Source organism: Priestia sp. YIM B13552, from assembly GCF_042787775.1.
Lineage (GTDB): Bacteria > Bacillota > Bacilli > Bacillales > Bacillaceae_H > Priestia > Priestia megaterium_E.
Map to the genome: position 1 here is coordinate 1 of NZ_JBHZOU010000004.1, position 21,919 is coordinate 21,919.

19 protein-coding genes and 1 rRNA gene are annotated in these 21,919 nt (G+C 37.4%); 12 read left to right on the top strand and 8 right to left on the bottom strand.

Annotated features, from left to right (window positions below; translation table 11 throughout):
* The 7 genes from ACFX40_RS17090 to dnaA all read right to left on the bottom strand — a co-directional run.
* Positions 1-60: ribosomal RNA gene (locus ACFX40_RS17090) — 16S ribosomal RNA — on the bottom strand; the annotation flags it as partial.
* A gap of 261 nt (positions 61-321) precedes the next feature.
* On the bottom strand, positions 322-2,832 hold the full coding sequence (gene gyrA, locus ACFX40_RS17095) for a DNA gyrase subunit A (RefSeq protein ID WP_013054825.1): 2,511 nt from the start codon (positions 2,830-2,832) through the stop codon (positions 322-324).
* A gap of 126 nt (positions 2,833-2,958) precedes the next feature.
* Positions 2,959-4,875, bottom strand: a complete 1,917-nt coding sequence (gene gyrB, locus ACFX40_RS17100) for a DNA topoisomerase (ATP-hydrolyzing) subunit B (protein ID WP_028409771.1) — start codon at positions 4,873-4,875, stop codon at positions 2,959-2,961.
* Between the two features lie 240 nt (positions 4,876-5,115).
* Positions 5,116-6,234, bottom strand: coding sequence for a DNA replication/repair protein RecF (gene recF, locus ACFX40_RS17105; RefSeq protein WP_028409770.1), 1,119 nt, complete (start codon positions 6,232-6,234; stop codon positions 5,116-5,118).
* A 14-nt stretch (positions 6,235-6,248) separates the two neighbouring features.
* Positions 6,249-6,464: a S4 domain-containing protein YaaA gene (yaaA, locus tag ACFX40_RS17110; protein ID WP_013054822.1), complete on the bottom strand. Its 216-nt coding sequence runs from the start codon at positions 6,462-6,464 to the stop codon at positions 6,249-6,251.
* A gap of 100 nt (positions 6,465-6,564) precedes the next feature.
* Complete coding sequence (dnaN, locus tag ACFX40_RS17115) at positions 6,565-7,701, bottom strand: DNA polymerase III subunit beta (RefSeq protein ID WP_028409769.1); 1,137 nt, start codon at positions 7,699-7,701, stop codon at positions 6,565-6,567.
* 186 nt (positions 7,702-7,887) lie between these two features.
* On the bottom strand, positions 7,888-9,231 hold the full coding sequence (dnaA, locus tag ACFX40_RS17120) for a chromosomal replication initiator protein DnaA (protein WP_028409768.1): 1,344 nt from the start codon (positions 9,229-9,231) through the stop codon (positions 7,888-7,890).
* Between the two features lie 754 nt (positions 9,232-9,985).
* On the opposite strand from dnaA, the gene rpmH reads away from it, so the two are divergent.
* From rpmH to ACFX40_RS17170, 10 genes are all read left to right on the top strand, one after another.
* Positions 9,986-10,120: a 50S ribosomal protein L34 gene (gene rpmH, locus ACFX40_RS17125; RefSeq protein WP_013059930.1), complete on the top strand. Its 135-nt coding sequence runs from the start codon at positions 9,986-9,988 to the stop codon at positions 10,118-10,120.
* A 110-nt stretch (positions 10,121-10,230) separates the two neighbouring features.
* Positions 10,231-10,584 carry a ribonuclease P protein component gene (rnpA, locus tag ACFX40_RS17130; RefSeq protein WP_013059929.1) on the top strand — a complete coding sequence of 118 codons (354 nt, stop codon included), beginning with the start codon at positions 10,231-10,233 and terminating at the stop codon, positions 10,582-10,584.
* Between the two features lie 115 nt (positions 10,585-10,699).
* Positions 10,700-11,464, top strand: a complete 765-nt coding sequence (spoIIIJ, locus tag ACFX40_RS17135; RefSeq protein ID WP_028409767.1) for a YidC family membrane integrase SpoIIIJ — start codon at positions 10,700-10,702, stop codon at positions 11,462-11,464.
* Positions 11,461-12,090, top strand: coding sequence for an RNA-binding cell elongation regulator Jag/EloR (gene jag, locus ACFX40_RS17140; protein ID WP_050691086.1), 630 nt, complete (start codon positions 11,461-11,463; stop codon positions 12,088-12,090). The genes spoIIIJ and jag overlap by 4 nt, the downstream gene beginning before the upstream one ends.
* 305 nt (positions 12,091-12,395) lie before the next feature.
* Positions 12,396-13,784, top strand: a complete 1,389-nt coding sequence (mnmE, locus tag ACFX40_RS17145) for a tRNA uridine-5-carboxymethylaminomethyl(34) synthesis GTPase MnmE (protein WP_013085566.1) — start codon at positions 12,396-12,398, stop codon at positions 13,782-13,784.
* Positions 13,785-13,806: 22 nt separating this feature from the next.
* Entirely contained in the window at positions 13,807-15,696 is a 1,890-nt protein-coding gene (gene mnmG / locus ACFX40_RS17150) for a tRNA uridine-5-carboxymethylaminomethyl(34) synthesis enzyme MnmG (protein WP_013059925.1), read from the top strand.
* A 30-nt stretch (positions 15,697-15,726) separates the two neighbouring features.
* Positions 15,727-16,443: a 16S rRNA (guanine(527)-N(7))-methyltransferase RsmG gene (gene rsmG / locus ACFX40_RS17155; protein WP_028409765.1), complete on the top strand. Its 717-nt coding sequence runs from the start codon at positions 15,727-15,729 to the stop codon at positions 16,441-16,443.
* Positions 16,444-16,578: 135 nt separating this feature from the next.
* The gene (gene noc, locus ACFX40_RS17160; RefSeq protein WP_013059923.1) at positions 16,579-17,454 is read left to right on the top strand and encodes a nucleoid occlusion protein; all 876 of its coding nucleotides are present in this window, start codon (positions 16,579-16,581) and stop codon (positions 17,452-17,454) included.
* 117 nt (positions 17,455-17,571) lie between these two features.
* Complete coding sequence (locus ACFX40_RS17165) at positions 17,572-18,354, top strand: ParA family protein (protein ID WP_028409764.1); 783 nt, start codon at positions 17,572-17,574, stop codon at positions 18,352-18,354.
* A complete protein-coding gene (locus ACFX40_RS17170; RefSeq protein ID WP_013059921.1) occupies positions 18,326-19,195 on the top strand; it encodes a ParB/RepB/Spo0J family partition protein in 870 nt (289 codons plus the stop codon). Before ACFX40_RS17165 ends, ACFX40_RS17170 begins: the two co-directional genes overlap by 29 nt.
* Before the next feature lie 32 nt (positions 19,196-19,227).
* On the opposite strand, the gene yyaC is transcribed toward ACFX40_RS17170, so the two are convergent.
* Positions 19,228-19,848: a spore protease YyaC gene (yyaC, locus tag ACFX40_RS17175; protein ID WP_028409763.1), complete on the bottom strand. Its 621-nt coding sequence runs from the start codon at positions 19,846-19,848 to the stop codon at positions 19,228-19,230.
* Between the two features lie 86 nt (positions 19,849-19,934).
* On the opposite strand from yyaC, the gene ACFX40_RS17180 reads away from it, so the two are divergent.
* Together ACFX40_RS17180 and ACFX40_RS17185 are read left to right on the top strand one after the other, a co-directional pair.
* Positions 19,935-20,948 carry a YkvI family membrane protein gene (locus tag ACFX40_RS17180; protein WP_028409762.1) on the top strand — a complete coding sequence of 338 codons (1,014 nt, stop codon included), beginning with the start codon at positions 19,935-19,937 and terminating at the stop codon, positions 20,946-20,948.
* A 67-nt stretch (positions 20,949-21,015) separates the two neighbouring features.
* On the top strand, positions 21,016-21,909 hold the full coding sequence (locus ACFX40_RS17185; RefSeq protein ID WP_028409761.1) for a mechanosensitive ion channel family protein: 894 nt from the start codon (positions 21,016-21,018) through the stop codon (positions 21,907-21,909).
* The last annotated feature ends 10 nt before the right edge of the window (positions 21,910-21,919 follow it).

Below are 21,919 nucleotides of genomic sequence, written 5' to 3' on the forward strand. Positions count from 1 at the left end.
TTGCATGTATTAGGCACGCCGCCAGCGTTCATCCTGAGCCAGGATCAAACTCTCCGAAGAAATGTTTGACTTGCTCATTTAAAAAATAAAAATTAACGTTGACGTTTACTATTTCGTTCAGTTTTCAAAGAACTCTTGTCTTAAAGCGACTCCTATATAATAACACTTTATAAGAATCGTTGTCAACACTTTTATATAACTTTTTTAAAACTACTAAAAAACTCATATATGTTTTGCTGACTTTTTATATATTACCAAAATCAAAAGCCTATGGCAAGGTTTTTTACATAAAAAAAGCCCCTGCTTTTTCAGGGGCTTTTTTTATTCTTCTGTTTCTTCAGCTTCAATTATTATATCTGTCTCTTCATGTTCATCTAATTCGTCTAAAACTTCGTCTTCATCTTCTGAAGTTTGTACTTTTGCAACCGTTGAAACAAACTCTTCGTCTCCTAAACGGATGACTTTGACACCTTGTGTGTTACGGCCCATCTGTGAAATATCTGAAACAGAAACACGGATAAGAACGCCGCTTACTGTGATAAGCATAATATCTTCTTCTTGAGATACGCATTTCAGTGCGACAACATCACCATTTTTATCAGTGATATTACATGTTCTTAAACCTTTACCGCCTCTTGTTTGTACACGATATTCTTCAATCGGCGTACGTTTTCCGTAACCATTTTTCGTAATGATCAAGACATCTGATTGTTCTTCGAGAATCTCCATACCGATTACTTCATCTTCTGAATCGAGAGTGATCCCTTTAACTCCAGTAGCTGTACGTCCCATTGAACGAACATCATTTTCATTAAAACGAATTAACATACCCTTTTTCGTTCCAATAACCATATCGCGCTTACCATCTGTCAATTTAACAGAAATCAATTCATCTTCTTCTCTTAAATTCAAGGCGATAAGTCCGCTATTTCGAATGTTTTCAAAAGAAGATAAAGGTGTACGCTTAGAAATTCCTTGTTTTGTAGTAAAGAATAGATACCAATCGTCTACAAATTCATCGACGCGAATGATGGCATTTACCCACTCACCTTTGTCTACTTCTAACAAGTTAATAATAGGTATCCCTTTAGCCGTTCTTCCGTACTCTGGAATTTCGTATCCTTTTGTCCGATAGACTTTTCCCTTATTTGTAAAGAAGAGAATCGTATCATGAGTAGAAGTTGTTAGAAGATGTTCAACGAAATCATCTTCGTTTGTATTCATTCCTTGAATACCTCTTCCGCCTCTTCGCTGACTCTTATACGTAGAAACAGGCAAACGTTTAATATAGCCGTTGTGCGTTAAGCTAATAACAATATCTTGGCGAGGAATCAGATCCTCGTCTTCAATAATTTCCGCTCCTCCGCTTACGATTTCTGTTCGACGTCCGTCATTGAATCTTTCTTTTACTTCTATTAGTTCTTCTCTAATAATTTCTAATACTTTTTCTTCATCTGCTAAAATAGCTTTTAATTCAGCAATTAGCGCTAATAGAGATTGATATTCCGCTTCAATCTTCTCTCGCTCTAATCCTGTTAAACGCTGTAGGCGCATATCCAAAATAGCTTGCGCTTGTTTTTCAGATAACGAAAACTGAGTCATTAATCCTTCACGTGCAATATCTGTTGTTTGAGAACCTCTAATTAAAGCAATAACAGCATCTAAATTATCAAGAGCAATCTTTAAACCTTCTAAAATATGCGCACGTGCTTCTGCTTTTCGAAGCTCAAATTCAGTACGACGACGAATAACCACTACCTGATGGTCTAAGTAGTACTGTAGACATTGCTTCAAGTTCAATACTTTTGGCTGTCCATCTACTAATGCAAGGGTGTTAATACCAAAACTTGTTTGAAGAGATGTCTGCTTATATAAGTTGTTTAATAAAACATTTGCATTTGCATCACGTCTTACTTCAATAACAATACGCATACCCGAACGGTCAGACTCATCTCGTAAATCCGTAATCCCATCAATCTTCTTATCACGAGCTAGCTCGGCAATTTTTTCAATTAGCTTTGCTTTATTTACTTGGTATGGTAGTTCATGAACAATAATAGTTTGTTTGCCATTGCTCTGTTCTTCAATTTCTACTTTTGCGCGAACAATAATAGAACCTTTTCCAGTTTCATAAGCTTTACGAATTCCGCTGCGGCCAAGAATTTGTCCTGCAGTTGGGAAATCCGGTCCTGGAATAATCTCCATTAACTCTGCAATTGTGATATCAGGGTCTTGGCTTACTGCTAAAACGCCGTCAATGACTTCGCCTAACTGATGCGGTGGAATATTTGTCGCCATACCTACCGCAATTCCGGCTGAACCGTTTACAAGTAAATTGGGAAATCTAGCAGGTAATACAATTGGTTCACGTTCAGAACCGTCATAGTTATCTTGGTAATCAATTGTGTCTTTATTGATGTCACGTAACAGTTCCATCGAAACTTTTGACATTCTTGCTTCTGTATAACGCATAGCTGCTGCTGCATCTCCATCAACAGATCCAAAGTTTCCATGACCATCAATTAGCATATAGCGATAGCTAAAATCTTGTGCCATACGAACCATTGTTTCATATACAGCTGAGTCACCGTGTGGGTGATACTTACCAATTACTTCTCCTACGATACGAGCTGATTTTTTATATGGCTTATCCGATCCCATACCTAAATCATTCATTGCATATAAAATACGACGGTGCACAGGCTTAAGTCCGTCTCTTACATCTGGTAAAGCACGCGATACAATTACGCTCATTGCATAATCTAAAAAAGATGCGCGCATTTCTTGACTAATATTTACTTCTCTTATTTGAGAGTTTGGTTTATCTGACATCGATAAGAACCTCCTTCGCGAAGTTCAGTATAGTAATTCATATATATGTAAACGCAGGATAGAACCTATCTCTATCCTGACGTTTATATACCCTTTATAAAAAATATAAAGGGTATTACCGTTCATTTAAATATCGAGATTTTTTACGTACTGAGCATTTTCTTCAATGAAATTACGGCGTGGTTCTACTTTGTCGCCCATTAAAATTTCAAATGTCTCATCAGCTTCAATTGCATCTTGCAAGTTTACTTGAAGAAGGGTACGGAACTCTGGATCCATTGTTGTTTCCCATAATTGTTCAGGATTCATCTCTCCTAAACCTTTGTAACGCTGAAGGTTTGGTTTTGCGCCTTCAGGGAAAGAAGCTAATACCTCGTCTAATTGACGATCGTTGTACGCGTACTCCACTTTTTTACCTTGTGAAACTTTGTAAAGAGGCGGCTGGGCAATGTAGACATATCCATGCTCAATAATCTGTCTCATGTAGCGATAGAAGAACGTTAGAAGAAGCGTACGAATATGCGCACCGTCTACGTCTGCATCTGTCATAATCACAATTTTATGGTAGCGTGCTTTCGAGATATCAAAATCGTCACCAATACCCGTTCCTAGAGCGGTAATGATTGTACGAATTTCATTATTAGATAAAATTTTATCTAAACGCGCTTTCTCTACGTTGATAATTTTACCACGTAAAGGCAAAATAGCTTGGAAATGACGGCTTCTTCCCTGCTTAGCTGAACCCCCGGCAGAGTCACCCTCTACTACATAGAGTTCGCTAATAGAAGGATCTTTTGATGAACAATCTGCTAATTTACCCGGTAAGTTTGAGATTTCAAGCGCGCTTTTACGTCTTGTAAGCTCACGAGCTTTTTTAGCTGCCATTCTTGCTCTTGCAGCCATTAAACCTTTTTCAATTACCTTTTTCGCCACAATAGGGTTCTCTAACAAGTACGTTTCTAAGTGTTCTGCAAACACAGAGTCAGTAATTGTTCTTGCTTCACTATTTCCCAGCTTTGTTTTTGTTTGTCCTTCGAACTGCGGATCTGGGTGCTTAATAGAGATGATAGCTGTAATTCCTTCACGAACATCTTCACCCGTTAGATTGGCGTCACTGTCTTTAAATACGCTGTTTTTACGTGCATAGTCGTTAATTACACGCGTTAACGCTGTTTTAAATCCTGCTTCGTGTGTTCCACCTTCATATGTGTGAATATTGTTTGCAAAAGAATATAAATTACTTGTATAGCTATCGTTATATTGAATAGCAATCTCTACAGAAATGTTGTCTCGATTACCTTCAATATAGATCGGCTCTTCGTGAATCACTTCTTTTGCACGGTTTAAGTGCTCAACGTAAGACTTAATTCCGCCTTCATAGTGATATTCACGTCTTTTATCTTCTTCACGTTTGTCTTCAATCGTAATTTTAATGCCGCGATTTAAGAAAGCTAACTCACGCAGACGATTAGCTAACGTATCAAAATCGTATTCAAGCGTTTCTGTGAAAATTTCACCGTCTGGACGGAATTGAATAACAGTACCTGTTTTATCTGTTTCTCCAACTACTTTTAAGTCAGCAGCCGGTACACCTCGTTCATATTTTTGATAATGAACTTTACCGTCACGATGTACGTGTACTTCCAAAGAAGTAGAAAGTGCGTTAACAACTGAGGCACCTACACCGTGTAATCCACCAGATACTTTATAGCCGCCGCCGCCAAATTTACCTCCGGCATGAAGAACCGTTAAGATAACTTCAACGGCAGGTCTGCCCATTTTTTCTTGAATACCAACTGGAATTCCACGACCGTTATCTTTGACTGTAATACTATTATCCTTTTCGATAATAACATTAATTTCATCGCAATAGCCGGCCAGCGCTTCATCAATACTATTATCTACAATTTCCCATACAAGATGATGTAAACCCTTTGCGCTCGTCGATCCAATATACATCCCCGGACGTTTACGAACAGCTTCTAATCCTTCTAATACTTGTATCTGATCAGCTTCATATGCTTGTACTTCTTTTTGTTCCATCGTCAAATGTATCACCTACACTTTTTTTTAACAGCAAACTGCTGTATTTATCATTTTGTATTATGTTTTTCGAATATTATGTGGAAATAATACGGAGCCTTTAATGTATTTGCAATTTGTTTACTTATGCACAAAATTTTCATAATCGAGGGTACGAGTTGAACTATATAGACTTAAAACTATAATGATATCATATTTCAGTTAGATTGCCTTGCGAAAAGTTTTTAGACAGATCAATTGCTATTTGACCTTTTGAATTTGGCCAGCTTCTACGTGATATGTAGCGGCTTTTTCTAAGGTCTCGTGATGAATTCCTTCAATGCTCGTTGTCGTTACAAACGTCTGAACTTTTCCTTGAATGGTATTTAGCAAGTGTGATTGACGAAAATCATCTAATTCAGACAATACGTCGTCTAAAAGCAAGATTGGATATTCACCTACTTCTTGATGAATTAACTCAATTTCAGCAAGCTTTAACGATAAAGCAGTCGTCCGCTGTTGCCCTTGTGAACCAAATGTTTGAACGTCTTTTTCATTAACGTAGAAAAGAAGATCATCACGGTGTGGTCCTGCTAAGGTGACACCTCTATCAATTTCTCTACTTTTTATTTTATCAAACTTTTGATGATATGCTTCTAACATTTTCGACAAATCTGCATCTTCTGATACATCAATTGAATTCTTATACTCAATTTTTAATGTTTCTAAGCCTCGACTGATCCCTTTATGAATAGGCTCTGCCCACTGTTGGAGTAACTGTAAAAACTCAAAACGTTTTTTTAAGATTTTCGCCGCCATTTCACTTAACTGTAACGTAAGTACGTCTAAAAGTGAAAGATCCGTTTGTTTTTTTGTCTGCAGCTGCTTCAAATATTGATTTCTTTGCTGCAAAATCTTTTGATACCTGCTTAAATCATGCATGTACACAGGCGAAACTTGACCAATTTCCATATCGATAAATTTGCGCCTTACTTGCGGACTCCCTTTAACTAGGTTCAAATCCTCCGGAGCAAACATGACAGTGTTAATTGATCCTATATATTGACTGAGTTTTTTCTGCTCAATGTGATTATATTTTGCTTTTTTCCCTTTTGTTGAGATGACTAAATCCAGCGTAACAGGCCCTCTATGCTTTTCTACAATGCCCGATAGCTTTGCATACTCACAGTCCCATTTAATTAATTCTTTATCGTTGGATGTACGATGAGATTTAGCCATAGATAATACGAAGATCGATTCCATCACGTTTGTTTTACCCTGTGCGTTTTCACCCAAAATGACGTTTACTTTATTTTCAAAAGGAATCGTTGTCTTCGTATAGTTTCGGTAATTTGTTAAAGTAATTTCTTTAATATACAAACGTTTCACCAACTTTAAGTAATAACAACAAATGATCCTGCAGCCGGTATATCCACTTCGTCATTTGCATATAATTTACGTCCGCGGCGCTCTTCTAGCTCCCCGTTCACATATACTTCGTGCTCACTTAAAAACCATTTTACCATTCCACCTGTTTGAATGACGTCTGCTAGTTTTAAAAACTGGCCAAGCGTAATGTATTCAGTTGAAATTTTAACTTCTGTTTTCATGCGACTCTCTCACTTTCTAATGATGTATCTCTATTTTACTAAATAATTCTCCTTGAGAAAAGAAAGCTACTAGTACGGCATGCTAGTAGCTTTCTGAGATTTAATATGTTCGCACTGGTAAAATCAGCTGCAGCATTGAATCATCCTCTAATGTTCGAATGACAAATGGACGCATCGCACCAGTGAAGTTAATTTTGATATCTGTTCCTTCGAGCGCTTTTAATGCGTCTAACATATATTTTGCGCTAAAAGAAATTTTTAATTCTTCTCCTGAGATAGACTGACTTTGTACCTCTTCAATTACTTTTCCGATTTCAGGAGAGTTAGAAGAAATTTCAACAATCCCTTCATCCAGCGTAGATAGTTTTACTACGTTGTTTCTTCCTTCACGAGCTAATAAAGAAGCGCGGTCAATCGATTGTAAGAATTCTTTTACGTTCAATATAACATCCGTTTTACTATCGGCTGGGATCAACCTTGAAGTATCAGGATAATTTCCGTCCAATAATCTTGAGAAGAACAGTAAGTGTTTTGTTTTGAATAATACTTGATTTTCCGTGATAACAATGTCTACTAATTCATGAGAATCATCAAGGATCTTACTGAATTCACTTAAACTTTTACCTGGAATAACCACATTATACGTTGCTTCATTTCCAGTTTCAATGGTCGCTTTTCGCAAAGCTAGACGGTGACTGTCAGTGGCAATACACGTTAATTCTTTGCCATCGACTTTCCAGTTTACACCTGTCAAGATAGGTCGTGTTTCTGAGGTGGACACTGCAAAGACAGTTTGTCGAATCATGTTTTTTAATAAGTCCGTCGGTAATCTAAACATGTTGTTTTCTTCGATCTGTGGCAAATGAGGATACTCTTCTGCATCTAAACCATTTAAGTTAAATTCAGCTTTTCCTGAACGAATGATTGTTAAAAAGTGACTTTGGACGTCTAATTCTACAATGTCTTTAGGAAGCTTTTTGACGATTTCACTAAAGAAACGAGCTGGGAGAACAACGCTTCCAGGTTTGTGGATATCAACAATCTCTTTTCCTTCTTCTTCGTTTGGAATAAACGATTCAATTGAAATATCCGAATCACTTCCGGTTAGGGTAACACCTTCTTCAGTCGCTACAATTTTAATCCCCGTTAAAATTGGAATTGTTGTTCTAGAAGATACAGCTTTCATAACATCTTGAACGCTTTGAACTAGATAGTCTTTCTGTATGATGAATTTCATAATAATTAATCCTCCTTAAAAGTAGGTTTAAAAGCTTATTATTTATTATATTTTAAGATAGTAGTAGTAATAGGGGCTGTGGAAATGTGGATAACCCCCAAAAACGTGAGAACACAGCCTATCCACATGTGGATAGACTGTGTACAATCCTAACTCACTTATACACAAAATACAAGTAAAAAAAGCCTATATTTTTAGTGATTCACTTATTTCTTTAATTTGTTTTTGTAGGTCAGTATCTGTTTGAACAAGTTTTGAGATTTTTTCATGAGCATGGATGACAGTAGTATGGTCTCGCCCGCCAAACTCTTCTCCAATTTTAGGCAGCGAAAAATCCGTTAATTCGCGAGAGAGGTACATGGCAATTTGTCTAGGAAACGCTACTGACTTTGTACGTTTCTTCGCTTTGAAATCATCTAATTTTATATTAAATTCTTGTCCAACAATCTGTTGGATGTCTTGAATCGTAATAACCCTAGGTTTTGAACTAGGAATGATATCTTTTAATGCTTCTGCTGCTAAATCAGCGTTTATATCTTTATTAATTAGTGAAGAATAAGCTACTACACGAATAAGTGCTCCTTCTAATTCTCTAATATTTGAATCAATCTGATTGGCGATATAAAGCATAACTTCATTTGGAATAACTAAGCCGTCCGCTTTGGCTTTTTTTCGTAAAATAGCAATTCGTGTTTCCAAATCTGGTGGTGTGATGTCTGTAATAAGGCCCCATTCAAAGCGAGAGCGAAGTCGGTCTTCAAGTGTAGGAATTTCTTTCGGCGGTCGGTCACTTGAGATGACAATCTGCTTGCTTTCTTCGTGAAGCGTATTAAACGTATGGAAAAATTCTTCTTGTGTTTGCTCTTTACCTGCTAAGAATTGAATATCATCAATTAGTAAAACATCTACATTACGGTATTTGTTACGGAATTCTACTGCTTTATTATCACGAATAGAGTTAATAAACTCATTTGTGAATTTTTCAGATGATAAGTACACGACTTTAGCGGCAGGATTATGATCTAACACATAGTGGCCTATGGCGTGCATTAAGTGTGTTTTGCCTAATCCTACTCCCCCGTAAATAAAAAGCGGATTATAGGCTTTAGCCGGCGCTTCTGCTACTGCTAAAGAAGCTGCATGCGCAAATCGATTTCCAGATCCGATAACAAATGTATCAAAGGTATACTTCGAATTTAGCATGCTTTGAGGAAATTCTGATCCTTCGTCTTTATTGACTTTCTTTTTAGGAGTTTGAATATCAAATTCTTCCTCGGCCTGGTTAGGAGGAATAATAAATTTCACATCTAACTCTTCCCCCGTAAGATCGTAAAGTGTTTCAGCAATTAAATTAGAATACCTAGATTCTAACCAGTCCCGTGCAAAATCATTAGGCGCAGTAATAATGAGCGTGTCTCCTTGTAAAGCATGAGCTTTTGTCGATTTGAGCCAGGTTTCAAAACTAGGTTTGCTTAATTTTTTTTCAATTTGATCTAAAGCTCTATTCCATAAATCATGAATGTTTTCCAACGAGCAATCCCTCCTTTTTCTAGCTTTTATGCGCTTTGTACAACTCTTGTACAACCTGTACAAAACCTTATGCATAAAAAATTTATATTTATACAATTGCTATTATGTGGGTAAATATATATTATAGAAGAAAGCCGACTATTCGACAGATTCCACATGGTGTGGATAACTTTATACAGTGATAGTGGAAATGATGTCCACAAGTTGTCCACAGTTTGTGGATAAGAACCAACTGTGGAAAAGTAATTAAGAGTGAAAACAAAAATATAATATCAAAGAATTCGGCATGATGCAATGAATTTTCGAAACTTATCCACAATCACTACACCTTGTGGAGAAAAGTTTTCCACAACACAAGATAGTGTGCATGAGTTGTCGATAAGGAATGGAAAAGTAGAAAAATGTCGAAAAAACTTATCCACAAAGGTTTAAGAGCAGAATTTGAATAAAAAAGAGGCTTTTTATAACATTTATTGTTGTAGTTTTGTTCAGTAACGATACGATCGCAGCTGCTAGAGAAAGAAAAAGTGATGAAAAGGAAAAATTTTTTCTTTAATAAATCAATGAATTTTATTGATTAGGTATAGACAATTGGGTTATAAAGATATTAGAATGAAGAAGATTGAGTAAAACAGATAATGAAACCAAGAGATTGAAAATTTTATTTTTTAAATAACATTGACATCTTCTTAGTCTTTTCATTATAATTGCAAGGACTGTCTTTTTCAGTTATTCCTCGAGGAGGTGTTTATAGATGAAAAGAACTTACCAACCAAACAAACGTAAGCACAGTAAAGTACACGGTTTCCGCGCTCGTATGAGCTCAGCGAATGGACGTAAAGTTTTAGCTCGTCGTCGTCGTAAAGGAAGAAAAGTATTATCAGCATAATAGACCACTGACGCCAGTGGTCTTTTTTCGCTTTATAAGACTAAAATCACCTCTGTTCCTGTAGGGACTACATAAGAGCATGACCTGAAAAAGGGCAGGAGTTGTTAAAAATGAAAAAAAGATACCGTATAAAAAAGAATGATGAATTTCAAACAGTTTTTAAAAAGGGCAAGTCCGTAGCGAATCGCCAATTTGTCTTGTATGTTCTAGACAAACCGGATCAAGAACATTTCCGCGTAGGATTCTCTGTGGGCAAAAAGATTGGAAATGCCGTGACTCGTAATCGAGTTAAGCGCCTTGCTAAACAAATTATGTTTGAATTCACACCGTATTTAAAGCAAGACAAAGATTATATTGTAATTGCAAGGCAGCCTGCTGCAACAATGAGCTATGAAGAAATTAAAAGCAGCTTGCAGCATGTCTTTAAGCGTGGCAAATTACTTACACATAGACAAAACGATTAATAAACAATAGAAGAAAACCCTTTAATAGCTGTTGTTTTTCTACCGCATCCTTATATAATGGATTTTGACGCACTTTCAGAATTGAAAGGTGAACATGTAGAAGGAGGAAAAACAGGTGAAGAAGAAGTTGTTTTTAGGAATAACGCTTATCTTTCTATTAACTGTTTTAGCGGGTTGTACGGAAATTAACCAACCTATTACAGATGATAGTAAAGGTTTTTGGAATGAGTATGTTGTGTATCCGCTGTCATTAGTCATTACGTATCTGGCGGAGGTATTTAAAAGCTATGGAGTTGCGATTATCGTTGTCACAATCCTGATTCGCTTACTTATTCTACCGCTTATGATTAAACAGATGAGAAACACGAAAGCAATGCAGACGCTTCAGCCCGAAATGCAGAAGTTAAAGGAGAAGTACAGTTCAAAAGATGCCCAGACGCAGCAGCAATTGCAGAAAGAAACGATGGCATTATTTCAAACTTACGGAGTAAATCCTTTAGCTGGGTGCTTTCCAATTCTAATTCAAATGCCCATTCTTATTGGGATTTTCCACGCGATTACACGAACGTCGGAAATCGCAAACAACAGCTTTTTATGGTTTGATTTAGGTGCGCGTGACCCGCTATTTATCTTACCAATTGTCGCAGGAATCACAACGTTTATTCAGCAAAAGATGATGATGGCCGGGAATGCAAGTCAAAATCCTCAAATGGCTATGATGCTTTGGGTTATGCCGATCATGATTGTAGTTTTTGCAATCAATTTTCCAGCCGCCTTATCTCTTTATTGGGTAGTGGGAAATCTATTTATGATTATTCAAACCTACTTCATTAAAGGGCCAGACTTAAAACAAGCGAATATTGAAGGGGTTAAAAAATGAACGAAATCACAATTACGGCCCAGACGATTGAAGCTGCTGTTCAAGAAGCATTAGATGCTTTAGAAGTAGAGCGAAATCAAACAAATGTAGAAATAATTGAACCAGGCAAAAAAGGATTTTTAGGAATCTTTAAGGGAAAACCTGCAGTTGTAAAAGTTACAAAAATAGTTGACCCTGTAGAGGAAGCGGTTCATTTTATTACAAATGTTAGCCGTGAAATGGGGATTTCGATTCATACGAACGTCAAAAAAACCTCGAGAAACTGCATAATTGAGATTAGTAGCGATTCTGCGGGAATGTTGATTGGAAAACATGGACAAACCCTTAATGCGCTCCAGCTTCTCACACAACTGGTAGCTAATCGATACAGTCAGCAATTTTTAAATGTTGTATTAAACCCAGAAGGCTACCGAGAAAAACGAAAAGAAATGGTCGAAAAACTGGCATTAAAAATAGCGAATCAGGCGATTAAAACGAATCGATCTGTTCAACTAGAACCAATGCCTTCGCATGAAAGAAAAATGATTCACCAAGTGTTAGCTAAAAATTCTTTAGTTGAGACACACTCTGTCGGAAAAGAACCGAAAAGAAGTATTTTGGTTCAGCCCGTCGGAAAAAAGCACTAGCAAAATGCGCTAGTGCTTTTTTATGTTTACTTTTATCAAGCTAGCGTTCAAAAAATCAAGTTACATACGTTGTTATTCACATGTGGATAAGTTAAAATAGTACATACTGCCTGTTTTCCTTACTGTGTATAACAGAAGAACGTTAGAGATGTTCCAAATCGGTGAATTGTGGTATTCTATTTATTTGGTTCATACAAATTACGGGCTTTAAAATAGATGTTTTTGTTCGTGGAAAATTGTTAACGATGATAGTATATAACATCGTTTAAAATAAAAGGTTTATAAAATGAAATGAGGTGAAGTTGGTGTTAGATTTTGATACAATTGCGGCCATTTCTACACCAATGGGAGAGGGAGCTATTGCCATCGTCCGCCTGAGTGGTGAAGAAGCCATTACGATTGCAGATCGTATCTTTAAAAGCGTTTCGAACAAACGATTAACAGACGTAGCTTCTCATACTATTCACTACGGTCATATCGTAGATCCCAAGACAGAGCAAGTCGTCGAAGAAGTGATGCTTTCCATTATGAAAGGTCCCAAGACATTTACTAGAGAAGACATTATTGAAATTAACTGTCACGGAGGAATCGTATCCGTTAATCGTGTGCTGCAGTTAGTTATTGCAAATGGTGCCCGTTTAGCTGAGCCGGGTGAGTTTACAAAACGAGCATTTTTAAATGGTCGAGTAGACTTATCACAAGCAGAAGCTGTCATGGATTTAATTCGTGCCAAAACAGATAAAGCGATGAATATGGCGATTGGCCAAATGGAAGGGCGTTTGTCCAAACTAGTACGTCATTTACGACAGGAAATTCTGGAAACACTTGCCCACGTAGAAGTAAACATTGACTACCCAGAATATGACGATGTAGAGGAAATGACTCACCAAGTATTGATTGAAAAAGCTTCAAATGTACGCCAAGAAATTGATAAGCTTCTTCAAACCTCTCATCAAGGGAAAATTTTAAGAGAAGGATTGGCTACGGTTATTATTGGACGTCCTAATGTAGGGAAATCTTCTCTTCTAAATAGTTTAGTGCAAGATGCAAAGGCCATTGTCACAGACATTCCCGGAACGACGCGAGATGTAATCGAAGAGTACGTCAATGTGCGAGGAGTTCCTCTGCGATTAGTTGATACAGCTGGAATTCGTGAAACAGAAGATATTGTAGAACGAATTGGTGTGGAACGCTCTCGTCAGTATTTGAAAGAAGCAGATTTAATTTTGCTTGTGTTGAATTTTAATGAAGAACTAACGGACGAAGATAAAAAGCTATTTGAAGCTGTAAAAGGCATGGACGTTATCGTGATTGTGAATAAAACAGATCTTGAGCAAAAAATTAATCTAGAGGAAGTGCAGCAATTTGCTGGTGATCATCCAATAGTGACGACTTCGCTTCTTCAAGAACAAGGAGTAGATCAGCTTGAAGAAGCAATCGCAGCTCTTTTCTTTGGAGGGACAATTGAATCTCAAGATTTAACATATTTATCTAATACGAGACATATTGCGCTTTTAACGCAAGCAAGAGGAGCTATCGATGAGGCCATCACAGGCATTGAAAGTGGTGTTCCAATCGATATCGTCCAAATTGATTTAACAAGAACGTGGGAACTATTAGGTGAAATTATTGGTGATGCTGTTCACGAAAGCTTAATTGATCAGTTGTTCTCTCAATTCTGTTTAGGAAAATAGATTATTAAAGGAGGCTACTATTATGCAATATGAAGGTGGACAATATGATGTTATTGTCATTGGAGCAGGTCATGCAGGTTGTGAAGCGGCACTTGCTTCTGCGCGTATGGGTGCTAAAACGTTAACCTTGACCATTAACTTAGACATGGTGGCGTTTATGCCCTGCAACCCTTCTGTAGGCGGTCCTGCAAAAGGTATTGTAGTACGTGAAATTGATGCTCTTGGCGGAGAAATGGGTAGAAATATCGATAAAACTCATATTCAAATGAGAATGTTAAACACAGGAAAAGGTCCAGCCGTTCGAGCACTTAGAGCTCAAGCAGATAAATTTGCTTATCAGCATGAAATGAAAAAAACATTAGAAAATGAAGAAAATCTAACGCTTATGCAAGGCATGGTAGAACAGTTAATCGTAGAAGACGGTGTATGTACGGGCGTTGTCACTCAAACGGGAGCTGTGTATAAAGCTAAAACAGTTGTTATTACGACAGGGACATTCTTACGCGGGGAAATTATTTTAGGTGAACTAAAATATTCAAGCGGTCCTAATAATCAACAACCAGCTATTAAGCTTTCTGAACACTTAGAGGAGTTAGGACTGGATATGGTCCGTTTTAAAACAGGAACTCCACCTCGTGTTAATAGCTCAACTATTGATTACAGCAAAACGGAGATTCAGCCTGGGGATGATGTGCCCCGTGCTTTCTCATACGAAACAACACAGTACATTACAGATCAACTGCCTTGCTGGTTAACATATACAAGTGAACAAACTCATCAAATTATTGATGACAACCTCCACTTATCTCCTATGTATTCTGGGATGATCAAAGGTACTGGACCACGCTACTGTCCATCTATTGAAGATAAGGTTGTGCGATTTAATGATAAACCGCGTCACCAAATTTTCTTAGAGCCAGAAGGACGAAATACGCAAGAAGTATATGTTCAAGGACTATCAACGAGTCTTCCTGAGCATGTACAGCGTCAAATGCTTGCGACAATTCCTGGTCTTGAAAAAGTCCAAATGATGCGTGCGGGCTATGCTATTGAATATGATGCAATTGTTCCGACTCAGTTATGGCCAACGCTTGAAACGAAAAAAATTAAAAATCTTTATACGGCTGGACAAATTAACGGAACATCTGGTTATGAAGAAGCTGCAGGCCAAGGTCTTCTTGCTGGAATTAACGCGGGAAGAAGAGCGCTGGAACAAGAAGAAGTCATCTTAGGACGTTCTGATGCTTATATCGGTGTATTGGTGGATGATTTAGTAACAAAAGGAACAAATGAACCGTATCGTCTACTAACGTCTCGTGCAGAATATCGTTTATTGCTTCGTCACGATAACGCTGATTTACGCCTTACTGAAATTGGTCGTGAACTAGGATTAATCAGCGATGAGCGCTATGCTAAATTTGAACAAAAGAAAGCGGAAATCGAGCAAGAGAAAAAACGTCTTTTCTCCTTTATTATTAAACCGAATGAAGCTGTTCAACAACTGATTAAAGAAGCTGGCGGAAGTGAATTAAAAGATGGCATTCGTGCGACAGATTTACTTCGCCGCCCTGAAATGACATATACTCATATTCATCAATTAGCACCAGCTGACGAGACGGTAGATCCTGAAGTAGCTGAACAAGTAGAAATTCAGGTGAAATACGAAGGGTATATTCAGAAATCACTTCAGCAAGTTGAACGCTTGAAGAAGTTAGAAAACAAAAAGATTCCTGATTATATCGATTATGATGCAATTAACGGTTTAGCTACAGAAGCACGTCAAAAATTAAACCAAGTGCGTCCACTAACGGTAGCGCAAGCTTCACGTATTTCTGGAGTCAACCCAGCTGATATTTCAATCTTGCTTGTTTATATTGAACAAGGGCGCATCGCTAAAGTATCAAATGATTAAAACTCTTAGGCGCGAAGAAAGGGAAACTCAATGAATATTCAACAGTTTCAACAGCTATTAGAAGAAAAGGGAATTTCTCTTTCTTCTAAACAGCTGAATCAATTTGAAAAGTATTATCAAGTTTTAGTGGAATGGAACGAAAAAATGAATTTAACTGCTATTACTGATCACGGTGAAGTGTATGAAAAGCATTTTTACGATTCTATTTCAGCTGCTTTTTTTCAAGACTTTACAGAAATTGAATCCATGTGTGATGTAGGTGCAGGAGCAGGATTTCCAAGTATTCCGATCAAAATTTGCTTCCCGCATTTGCATGTAACAATCGTTGATTCGTTACAAAAGCGCATTACGTTTTTAACGCATCTTGTAAATGAGCTTGAACTAGACAATGTCACACTATGTCATGATCGAGCTGAAACATTTGGTAAAAAAGAAAGTATTCGCGAGTCATTCGATCTTGTAACGGCAAGAGCCGTGGCACGTATTTCGGTTCTTAATGAATTTTGCTTGCCGCTTGTTAAAGAACAAGGCCGCTTTTTAGCAATGAAAGGTGCTTCTGCCCCTGAAGAATTAAAAAATGGAGAAAAATCTTTCCAAGTATTAGGTGGGAAAGTGAATTCGATTGAACATTTCCAATTGCCTTTGGAGCAAAGTGAACGTTACATTATTTTAATAGACAAAATAAAGAAAACGCCTAAAAAATATCCTAGAAAACCTGGTACCCCAGTTAAGCTTCCACTAGAGTAGGCATTAAATAGATAGAGAAGAGAATGTTTCATATGAAACATTTTCTTCTCTATATTTTCTGTTTAGAAAGCAGGATATGATTAAAAAACATCGAATTAGTTTAAGGCGGGATTTTCCTGAAGGTGGTGTGGGACTATGAAATCTGCTTTTTCACGTTTCTTTAATTTAAAAGAAAAAGATGAGGATATTCATGTAGAGATTGAAACTGTCCAAGATGAAAATGTCGAAAAAGTTTTAAGAGATGAAGTAAAACAAATTAGGGTTTCAAGTATTATTCCGAATCGTTATCAGCCGCGTACTGTGTTTAATGAAGCAAAAATTGAAGAGCTAGCTCTTACTATTCATACACACGGTATTATTCAACCTATTGTGGTTCGACCGACTGAGGGCGAAGAATACGAATTAATTGCTGGAGAACGCCGGTGGAGAGCTGTACAAAGCTTAGGATGGGATACGGTTCCTGCAATTGTGAAACATTTTAACGATACAGAAACGGCCTCTGTGGCTTTAATAGAAAACTTACAACGTGAAGAGCTAACGGCTGTCGAAGAAGCACTAGCCTACGCAAAGTTAATTGAGTTACATAATCTTACCCAAGAGGCATTAGCTCAACGTTTAGGAAAAGGCCAATCCACAATTGCAAACAAGCTTCGTTTGTTAAAGCTTCCTGTTGAAATACAAGAAGCAATCAAACAAAAATTGATTACAGAGCGACATGCAAGAGCGCTCATTCCCCTCAAAAATCAAGAAAAACAACTTCAAGTATTAGCTGAGATTATTGAAAAACAATTAAATGTAAAACAAACGGAAGATCGAGTAGTGAAATTGTTAGAAACGCAGGTTAAAAAGCCAAAAGCAAAAAGAAAAGCGTTTAGTAAAGATACGCGTATCGCAATGAATACAATTCGTCAATCCTTGACAATGGTTAGTGACAGCGGTATTTCATTAAACACAGAAGAAGAAGAGTTTGATGAATATTTTCAGTTTACTATTAAGATTCCGAAAAAATAAAGAAATAGCCCTCATCTTTTTTTGATGAGGCTTTTTTATCAAAGTTTTTCGTCAGAAAATTCAATGAACAATTAAACTGTCTGGACAAATGGGATGGAAATGAAAGTAGGTGACAACATGGGGAAAATTGTGGCAGTTGCGAATCAAAAAGGCGGAGTTGGAAAAACAACAACCGCTGTTAATTTAGGAGCTTGTTTAGCTGAACAAGGAAAAAAGGTTCTACTTGTAGACGGAGACCCCCAGGGTAACGCTACGAGTGGAGTTGGCATAGATAAAGCAGATGTAGATGAATGTATTTATAATGTAATCGTGGAAGATATGGAAGCTAAGAACGTTGTTCGTTCAACAGCCGTCGAAAATTTATCAATCATTCCCGCGACCATTCAATTAGCTGGTGCAGAAATTGAATTAGTGTCGACTATTTCACGTGAAGTTCGACTTAAGAGAGCTTTAGAAACGGTGAAAGATCACTTTGATTATGTTATTATTGATTGTCCCCCTTCTCTTGGTTTACTGACATTAAATGCGTTAACGGCGGCTGATTCTGTTTTAATACCTGTACAGTGTGAATATTATGCGCTTGAAGGATTAAGTCAATTGCTAAATACCGTTAGATTAGTCCAAAAACATTTGAATAATCAACTGCGTATCGAAGGTGTATTGCTGACTATGCTTGACGCACGCACAAATTTAGGACTGCAGGTAACAGCAGAAGTGAAGAAGTACTTTCAGGATCGCGTTTATCAAACGATTATTCCTCGAAATGTTCGTTTGAGCGAAGCACCTAGTCATGGTGAACCAATTATCTTATATGATGCAAGATCTAGAGGGGCCGCAGTTTATACGGAACTTGCAAAGGAAGTGATTTATAATGGCGAAAGGATTAGGGAAAGGAATTAATGCCTTATTTTCAGGCTTAGATGCACAGGCTGATGATTCAATTCAGGAAGTTGCTATTCACGAACTCAGACCCAACCCCTATCAACCACGTAAAACGTTTAATAAAGAAGCAATTAATGAGTTAAAGCAGTCCATTTTACATCATGGCATCTTACAGCCTATTGTAGCTCGCAAAAGCATTAAAGGCTATGAAATCTTAGCGGGTGAAAGACGATTTAGAGCTGCTAAAGAAGCCGACCTTGCTACTGTTCCTGTCATTATAAAAGACTTTTCAGAAAAGCAAATGATGGAACTAGCTTTGTTAGAGAATTTACAGCGTGAAGATTTGACGCCAATTGAAGAAGCAACTGCTTATCAATTGCTTATGGATAAGCTCGATATGACACAGGAGCAACTTGCTACACGACTGGGAAAAAGCCGACCTCATATTGCTAACTATGTTCGCCTCTTGCAACTGCCTGAGGAAATTCAAACCCTCATTTCTACTAATGAATTGTCTATGGGCCATGGGCGTACGCTAGTCGGTTTGAAAAATAAAGCGCTTCTACCTAAAGTCGTTGAAAAAATACGCAAGGAACAATTAAATGTCAGACAGTTAGAGGCTTATATTGCCCACTTAAATAAAGCCGTTCCACGTGAAACATCAAAAACTAAAAAAGATAAAGATTTATTTATAAAACAAAGTGAAACACAGCTTCGTGAACGTTTTGGTACCTCCGTTCACATTACACAAAGTAAGAAAAAAGGAAAAATTGAAATCGAATTTTTCTCTAAAGAAGATTTAAACCGTCTTCTTGAATTATTTAACGATCTTTCTCAGACTAATAAATCTTCTGTATAAAAAAGGTTGTCCTAGTTTTAGGACAACCTTTTTTATTGTTTATATTGTCTTACCGTTTGGTAAACCGAAGAATTATTAAACTCTTTCTCTCGTTCATTGTGCGCAGTCTCAATACTTTTCGCAATTAAATCGGCAATGCACATAACGAGGTGAAGCCTCGTATTTTGCAAGACGAAAAATTCCATAAATCCGCTCACGTTGACAACCCCTGTTATATGAATATCTCCGACTGGCGGCAATTCTTTATTAACACCTGCTCCAGGCTTGACGGGCCCAACGCCAAGTGATGCAGAGCCTACACTTTTCATACGGCCTAAGCAAGCATCAATTCCAATAATAAAAGGATTTGGAAAAAGCTTTTGAATATGTTTTAACGTTTCTTTCAAATTAACCGCATGAACAGGCTCTTCTAACGTTCCAAAAATATGAAAAGATGAAACCTTTTTTTCATTCAGTTTTGTTCCGACTAATGGACCCAATGAGTCCCCAGTTGAACGGTCCGTTCCAATACATACAAAAACAATTGGTCTGTCTTTCTGTGCTGGAAGTAAAGATAGTAACTGTGTACTCAGCTTCTTTGTAGCAGATTCCTCATCATGAAATACGCGGGTTGAATGTTGTGTCTTCTCAAAGAAGGGAGATTTTAAATTCATAGGGTCCACTCCTTATACATAATAGTAACAGTATACGAAGATTTTGAAGATTCTATACATATATTTCGTGGATTGGGGGAAAATCGATGTGGAGAGCCGGGTGTAAATGGATATTCTTAATTATGGGAACGATGATAGGTGCTGGATATGCTTCTGGAAGAGAACTATGGCAGTTCTTTGGTGAAGAAAGCGGACTTGCTATTTTTCTATTTTCTATTATTTTTGCGATTTCTTGCAATGTGATTATGCAAATCAGCTATCGCTATCGAACCAATCAATTTTACCCAGTACTAATTGAATTAATAGGAAAGAGATGGGCTGCAGCCTACGACGTTTTAATCGTTTTTTATTTGTTTACGACGACGGTGATTATGATCGCGGGCGGCGGGGCGACATTGGAAATGTGGCATGTTCCTTACTGGTGGGGAATTGGTGGTCTTAGTGTGTTTATCGTCTTTGTTTTTTCAAGAGGATTAAGTGGACTGCTTTCTATCAATTCTTTCGTTATGCCAATCTTAATGATTGGACTAGCTGGTGTACTTCTTACATTTGTTTTACGTCATCCTGGAGTAACTAATTGGCATCTTCAGCATAATTGGCCTGCTGCTTTTACCTTTACGGCTTTAAATATTCTTCCTCTTGTCGCGGTATTATCTACAATTGGAAAGGAAATTAAAAGCAAAAAAGAGATTTATATTGCAAGTGTTGGCAGTGGTTTTTTATTAGGAGGCCTCTCTTTTATTTATAATGAATCACTTATTCAAGTTTCAGGGCTTCTTTCCTCTTATGAAATTCCATTATTCGCTATTCTTAAAGATTTTCCTTATATGATGACGTTTTTAATGAGCATTGTTTTGCTTATCGCAATTTATACGACAGCCGTTTCGGGAATTTTAGGATTGACCGCTCGTTTTCATACTGAAAAGGTGCAATCTCTTTGGAAACTGGCAGCCTGCTGGCTACTTTTAATGATTCCCTTTACAAAGGTAGGGTTTTCTACTTTAATTGCTATTTTGTATCCAATGTATGGAATCGTCAATTTATTTCTAGTAACAGCCGTTTTGTTGTATCCATTTCGAAATCGCTACAAAAGTTCGTAGAAACTTGCTACAATAGGTTAAAACTTTCTCGTATGCAGATTATGTTACGTTAGGAGCTACATGTAGTATGAATTCGTTGAAGTCAGTTTTTAAGAACGTGTTTGAGCCATTTTTTCAAGAAGAAACGTGGGCACATATTGGAGAGGGATTTATAAAAATTCTATTGATTCTACTCATTTCCATGTTTTTAATTCGAATTGGAAAGAAAGCGTTAAATAAATTCGTAGAGGTTCGCACAAATAGCCCTCTGCGTATTTCTGAGCGACGAGAAGCTACGATGGTCCGTTTGCTTCAAAATATTTTTTCTTATGCCATTTATTTCGTTGCGGGAGTTATGATTTTAGAAACGTTATCGGTAGATGTCCGTGGATTGCTAGCGGGGGCTGGAATCGTAGGGCTCGCGGTAGGGTTTGGTGCTCAAAACTTAGTGAAAGACATCATCACGGGGTTTTTTATTATCTTTGAAGATCAGTTCTCCGTTGGGGATTATGTTCGAGTAGGAACATTTGAGGGAACTGTAGAGGAAATTGGTTTGAGAACTACAAAGATTAAGAGTTGGACAGGCGAAATTAATATTTTGCCTAATGGCAGTATTGTGGAGGTCACTAATTTTTCGTTACATAACAGCGTAGCTTTCGTTGATGTAAGCATTTCTTATGAAGAAAACATACAAAAAGCAGAACAAGTGATTTTAGACCTGTTAGAAGAATTGCCAAGTCGCTATGAAGATATGGTTAAAACGCCTGAATTGCTGGGGGTTCAAAATATCCATGCAACTGAAGTCACAATGAGGATTACAAGTGAAGTAAAACCAATGAGACATTTCCATATTTCTCGTATGATTCGTAAAGAAGTGCGTACAAGGCTAAATGAACATGGTATTGAAGTTCCATTTCCTCGTATGGTTATGTATAATCGTACAGAAGAAGCACAGCATTCGTCGACGTTGAAAGGGACATAAGGAGGAGAGA

What these genes read in the sequence shown, in the direction of transcription:
- noc (WP_013059923.1), top strand. Translation starts at nt 16,579, where the DNA reads ATGAAATCTGCTTTTTCACGTTTCTTTAATTTAAAAGAAAAAGATGAG.
- ACFX40_RS17170 (WP_013059921.1), top strand. Translation starts at nt 18,326, where the DNA reads ATGGCGAAAGGATTAGGGAAAGGAATTAATGCCTTATTTTCAGGCTTA.
- rnpA (WP_013059929.1), top strand. Translation starts at nt 10,231, where the DNA reads ATGAAAAAAAGATACCGTATAAAAAAGAATGATGAATTTCAAACAGTT.
- mnmG (WP_013059925.1), top strand. Translation starts at nt 13,807, where the DNA reads ATGCAATATGAAGGTGGACAATATGATGTTATTGTCATTGGAGCAGGT.
- rsmG (WP_028409765.1), top strand. Translation starts at nt 15,727, where the DNA reads ATGAATATTCAACAGTTTCAACAGCTATTAGAAGAAAAGGGAATTTCT.
- yyaC (WP_028409763.1), bottom strand. Translation starts at nt 19,848, where the DNA reads ATGAATTTAAAATCTCCCTTCTTTGAGAAGACACAACATTCAACCCGC.
- gyrA (WP_013054825.1), bottom strand. Translation starts at nt 2,832, where the DNA reads ATGTCAGATAAACCAAACTCTCAAATAAGAGAAGTAAATATTAGTCAA.
- rpmH (WP_013059930.1), top strand. Translation starts at nt 9,986, where the DNA reads ATGAAAAGAACTTACCAACCAAACAAACGTAAGCACAGTAAAGTACAC.
- dnaN (WP_028409769.1), bottom strand. Translation starts at nt 7,701, where the DNA reads ATGAAATTCATCATACAGAAAGACTATCTAGTTCAAAGCGTTCAAGAT.
- ACFX40_RS17180 (WP_028409762.1), top strand. Translation starts at nt 19,935, where the DNA reads ATGTGGAGAGCCGGGTGTAAATGGATATTCTTAATTATGGGAACGATG.
- ACFX40_RS17165 (WP_028409764.1), top strand. Translation starts at nt 17,572, where the DNA reads ATGGGGAAAATTGTGGCAGTTGCGAATCAAAAAGGCGGAGTTGGAAAA.
- jag (WP_050691086.1), top strand. Translation starts at nt 11,461, where the DNA reads ATGAACGAAATCACAATTACGGCCCAGACGATTGAAGCTGCTGTTCAA.
- ACFX40_RS17185 (WP_028409761.1), top strand. Translation starts at nt 21,016, where the DNA reads ATGAATTCGTTGAAGTCAGTTTTTAAGAACGTGTTTGAGCCATTTTTT.
- yaaA (WP_013054822.1), bottom strand. Translation starts at nt 6,464, where the DNA reads ATGAAAACAGAAGTTAAAATTTCAACTGAATACATTACGCTTGGCCAG.
- gyrB (WP_028409771.1), bottom strand. Translation starts at nt 4,875, where the DNA reads ATGGAACAAAAAGAAGTACAAGCATATGAAGCTGATCAGATACAAGTA.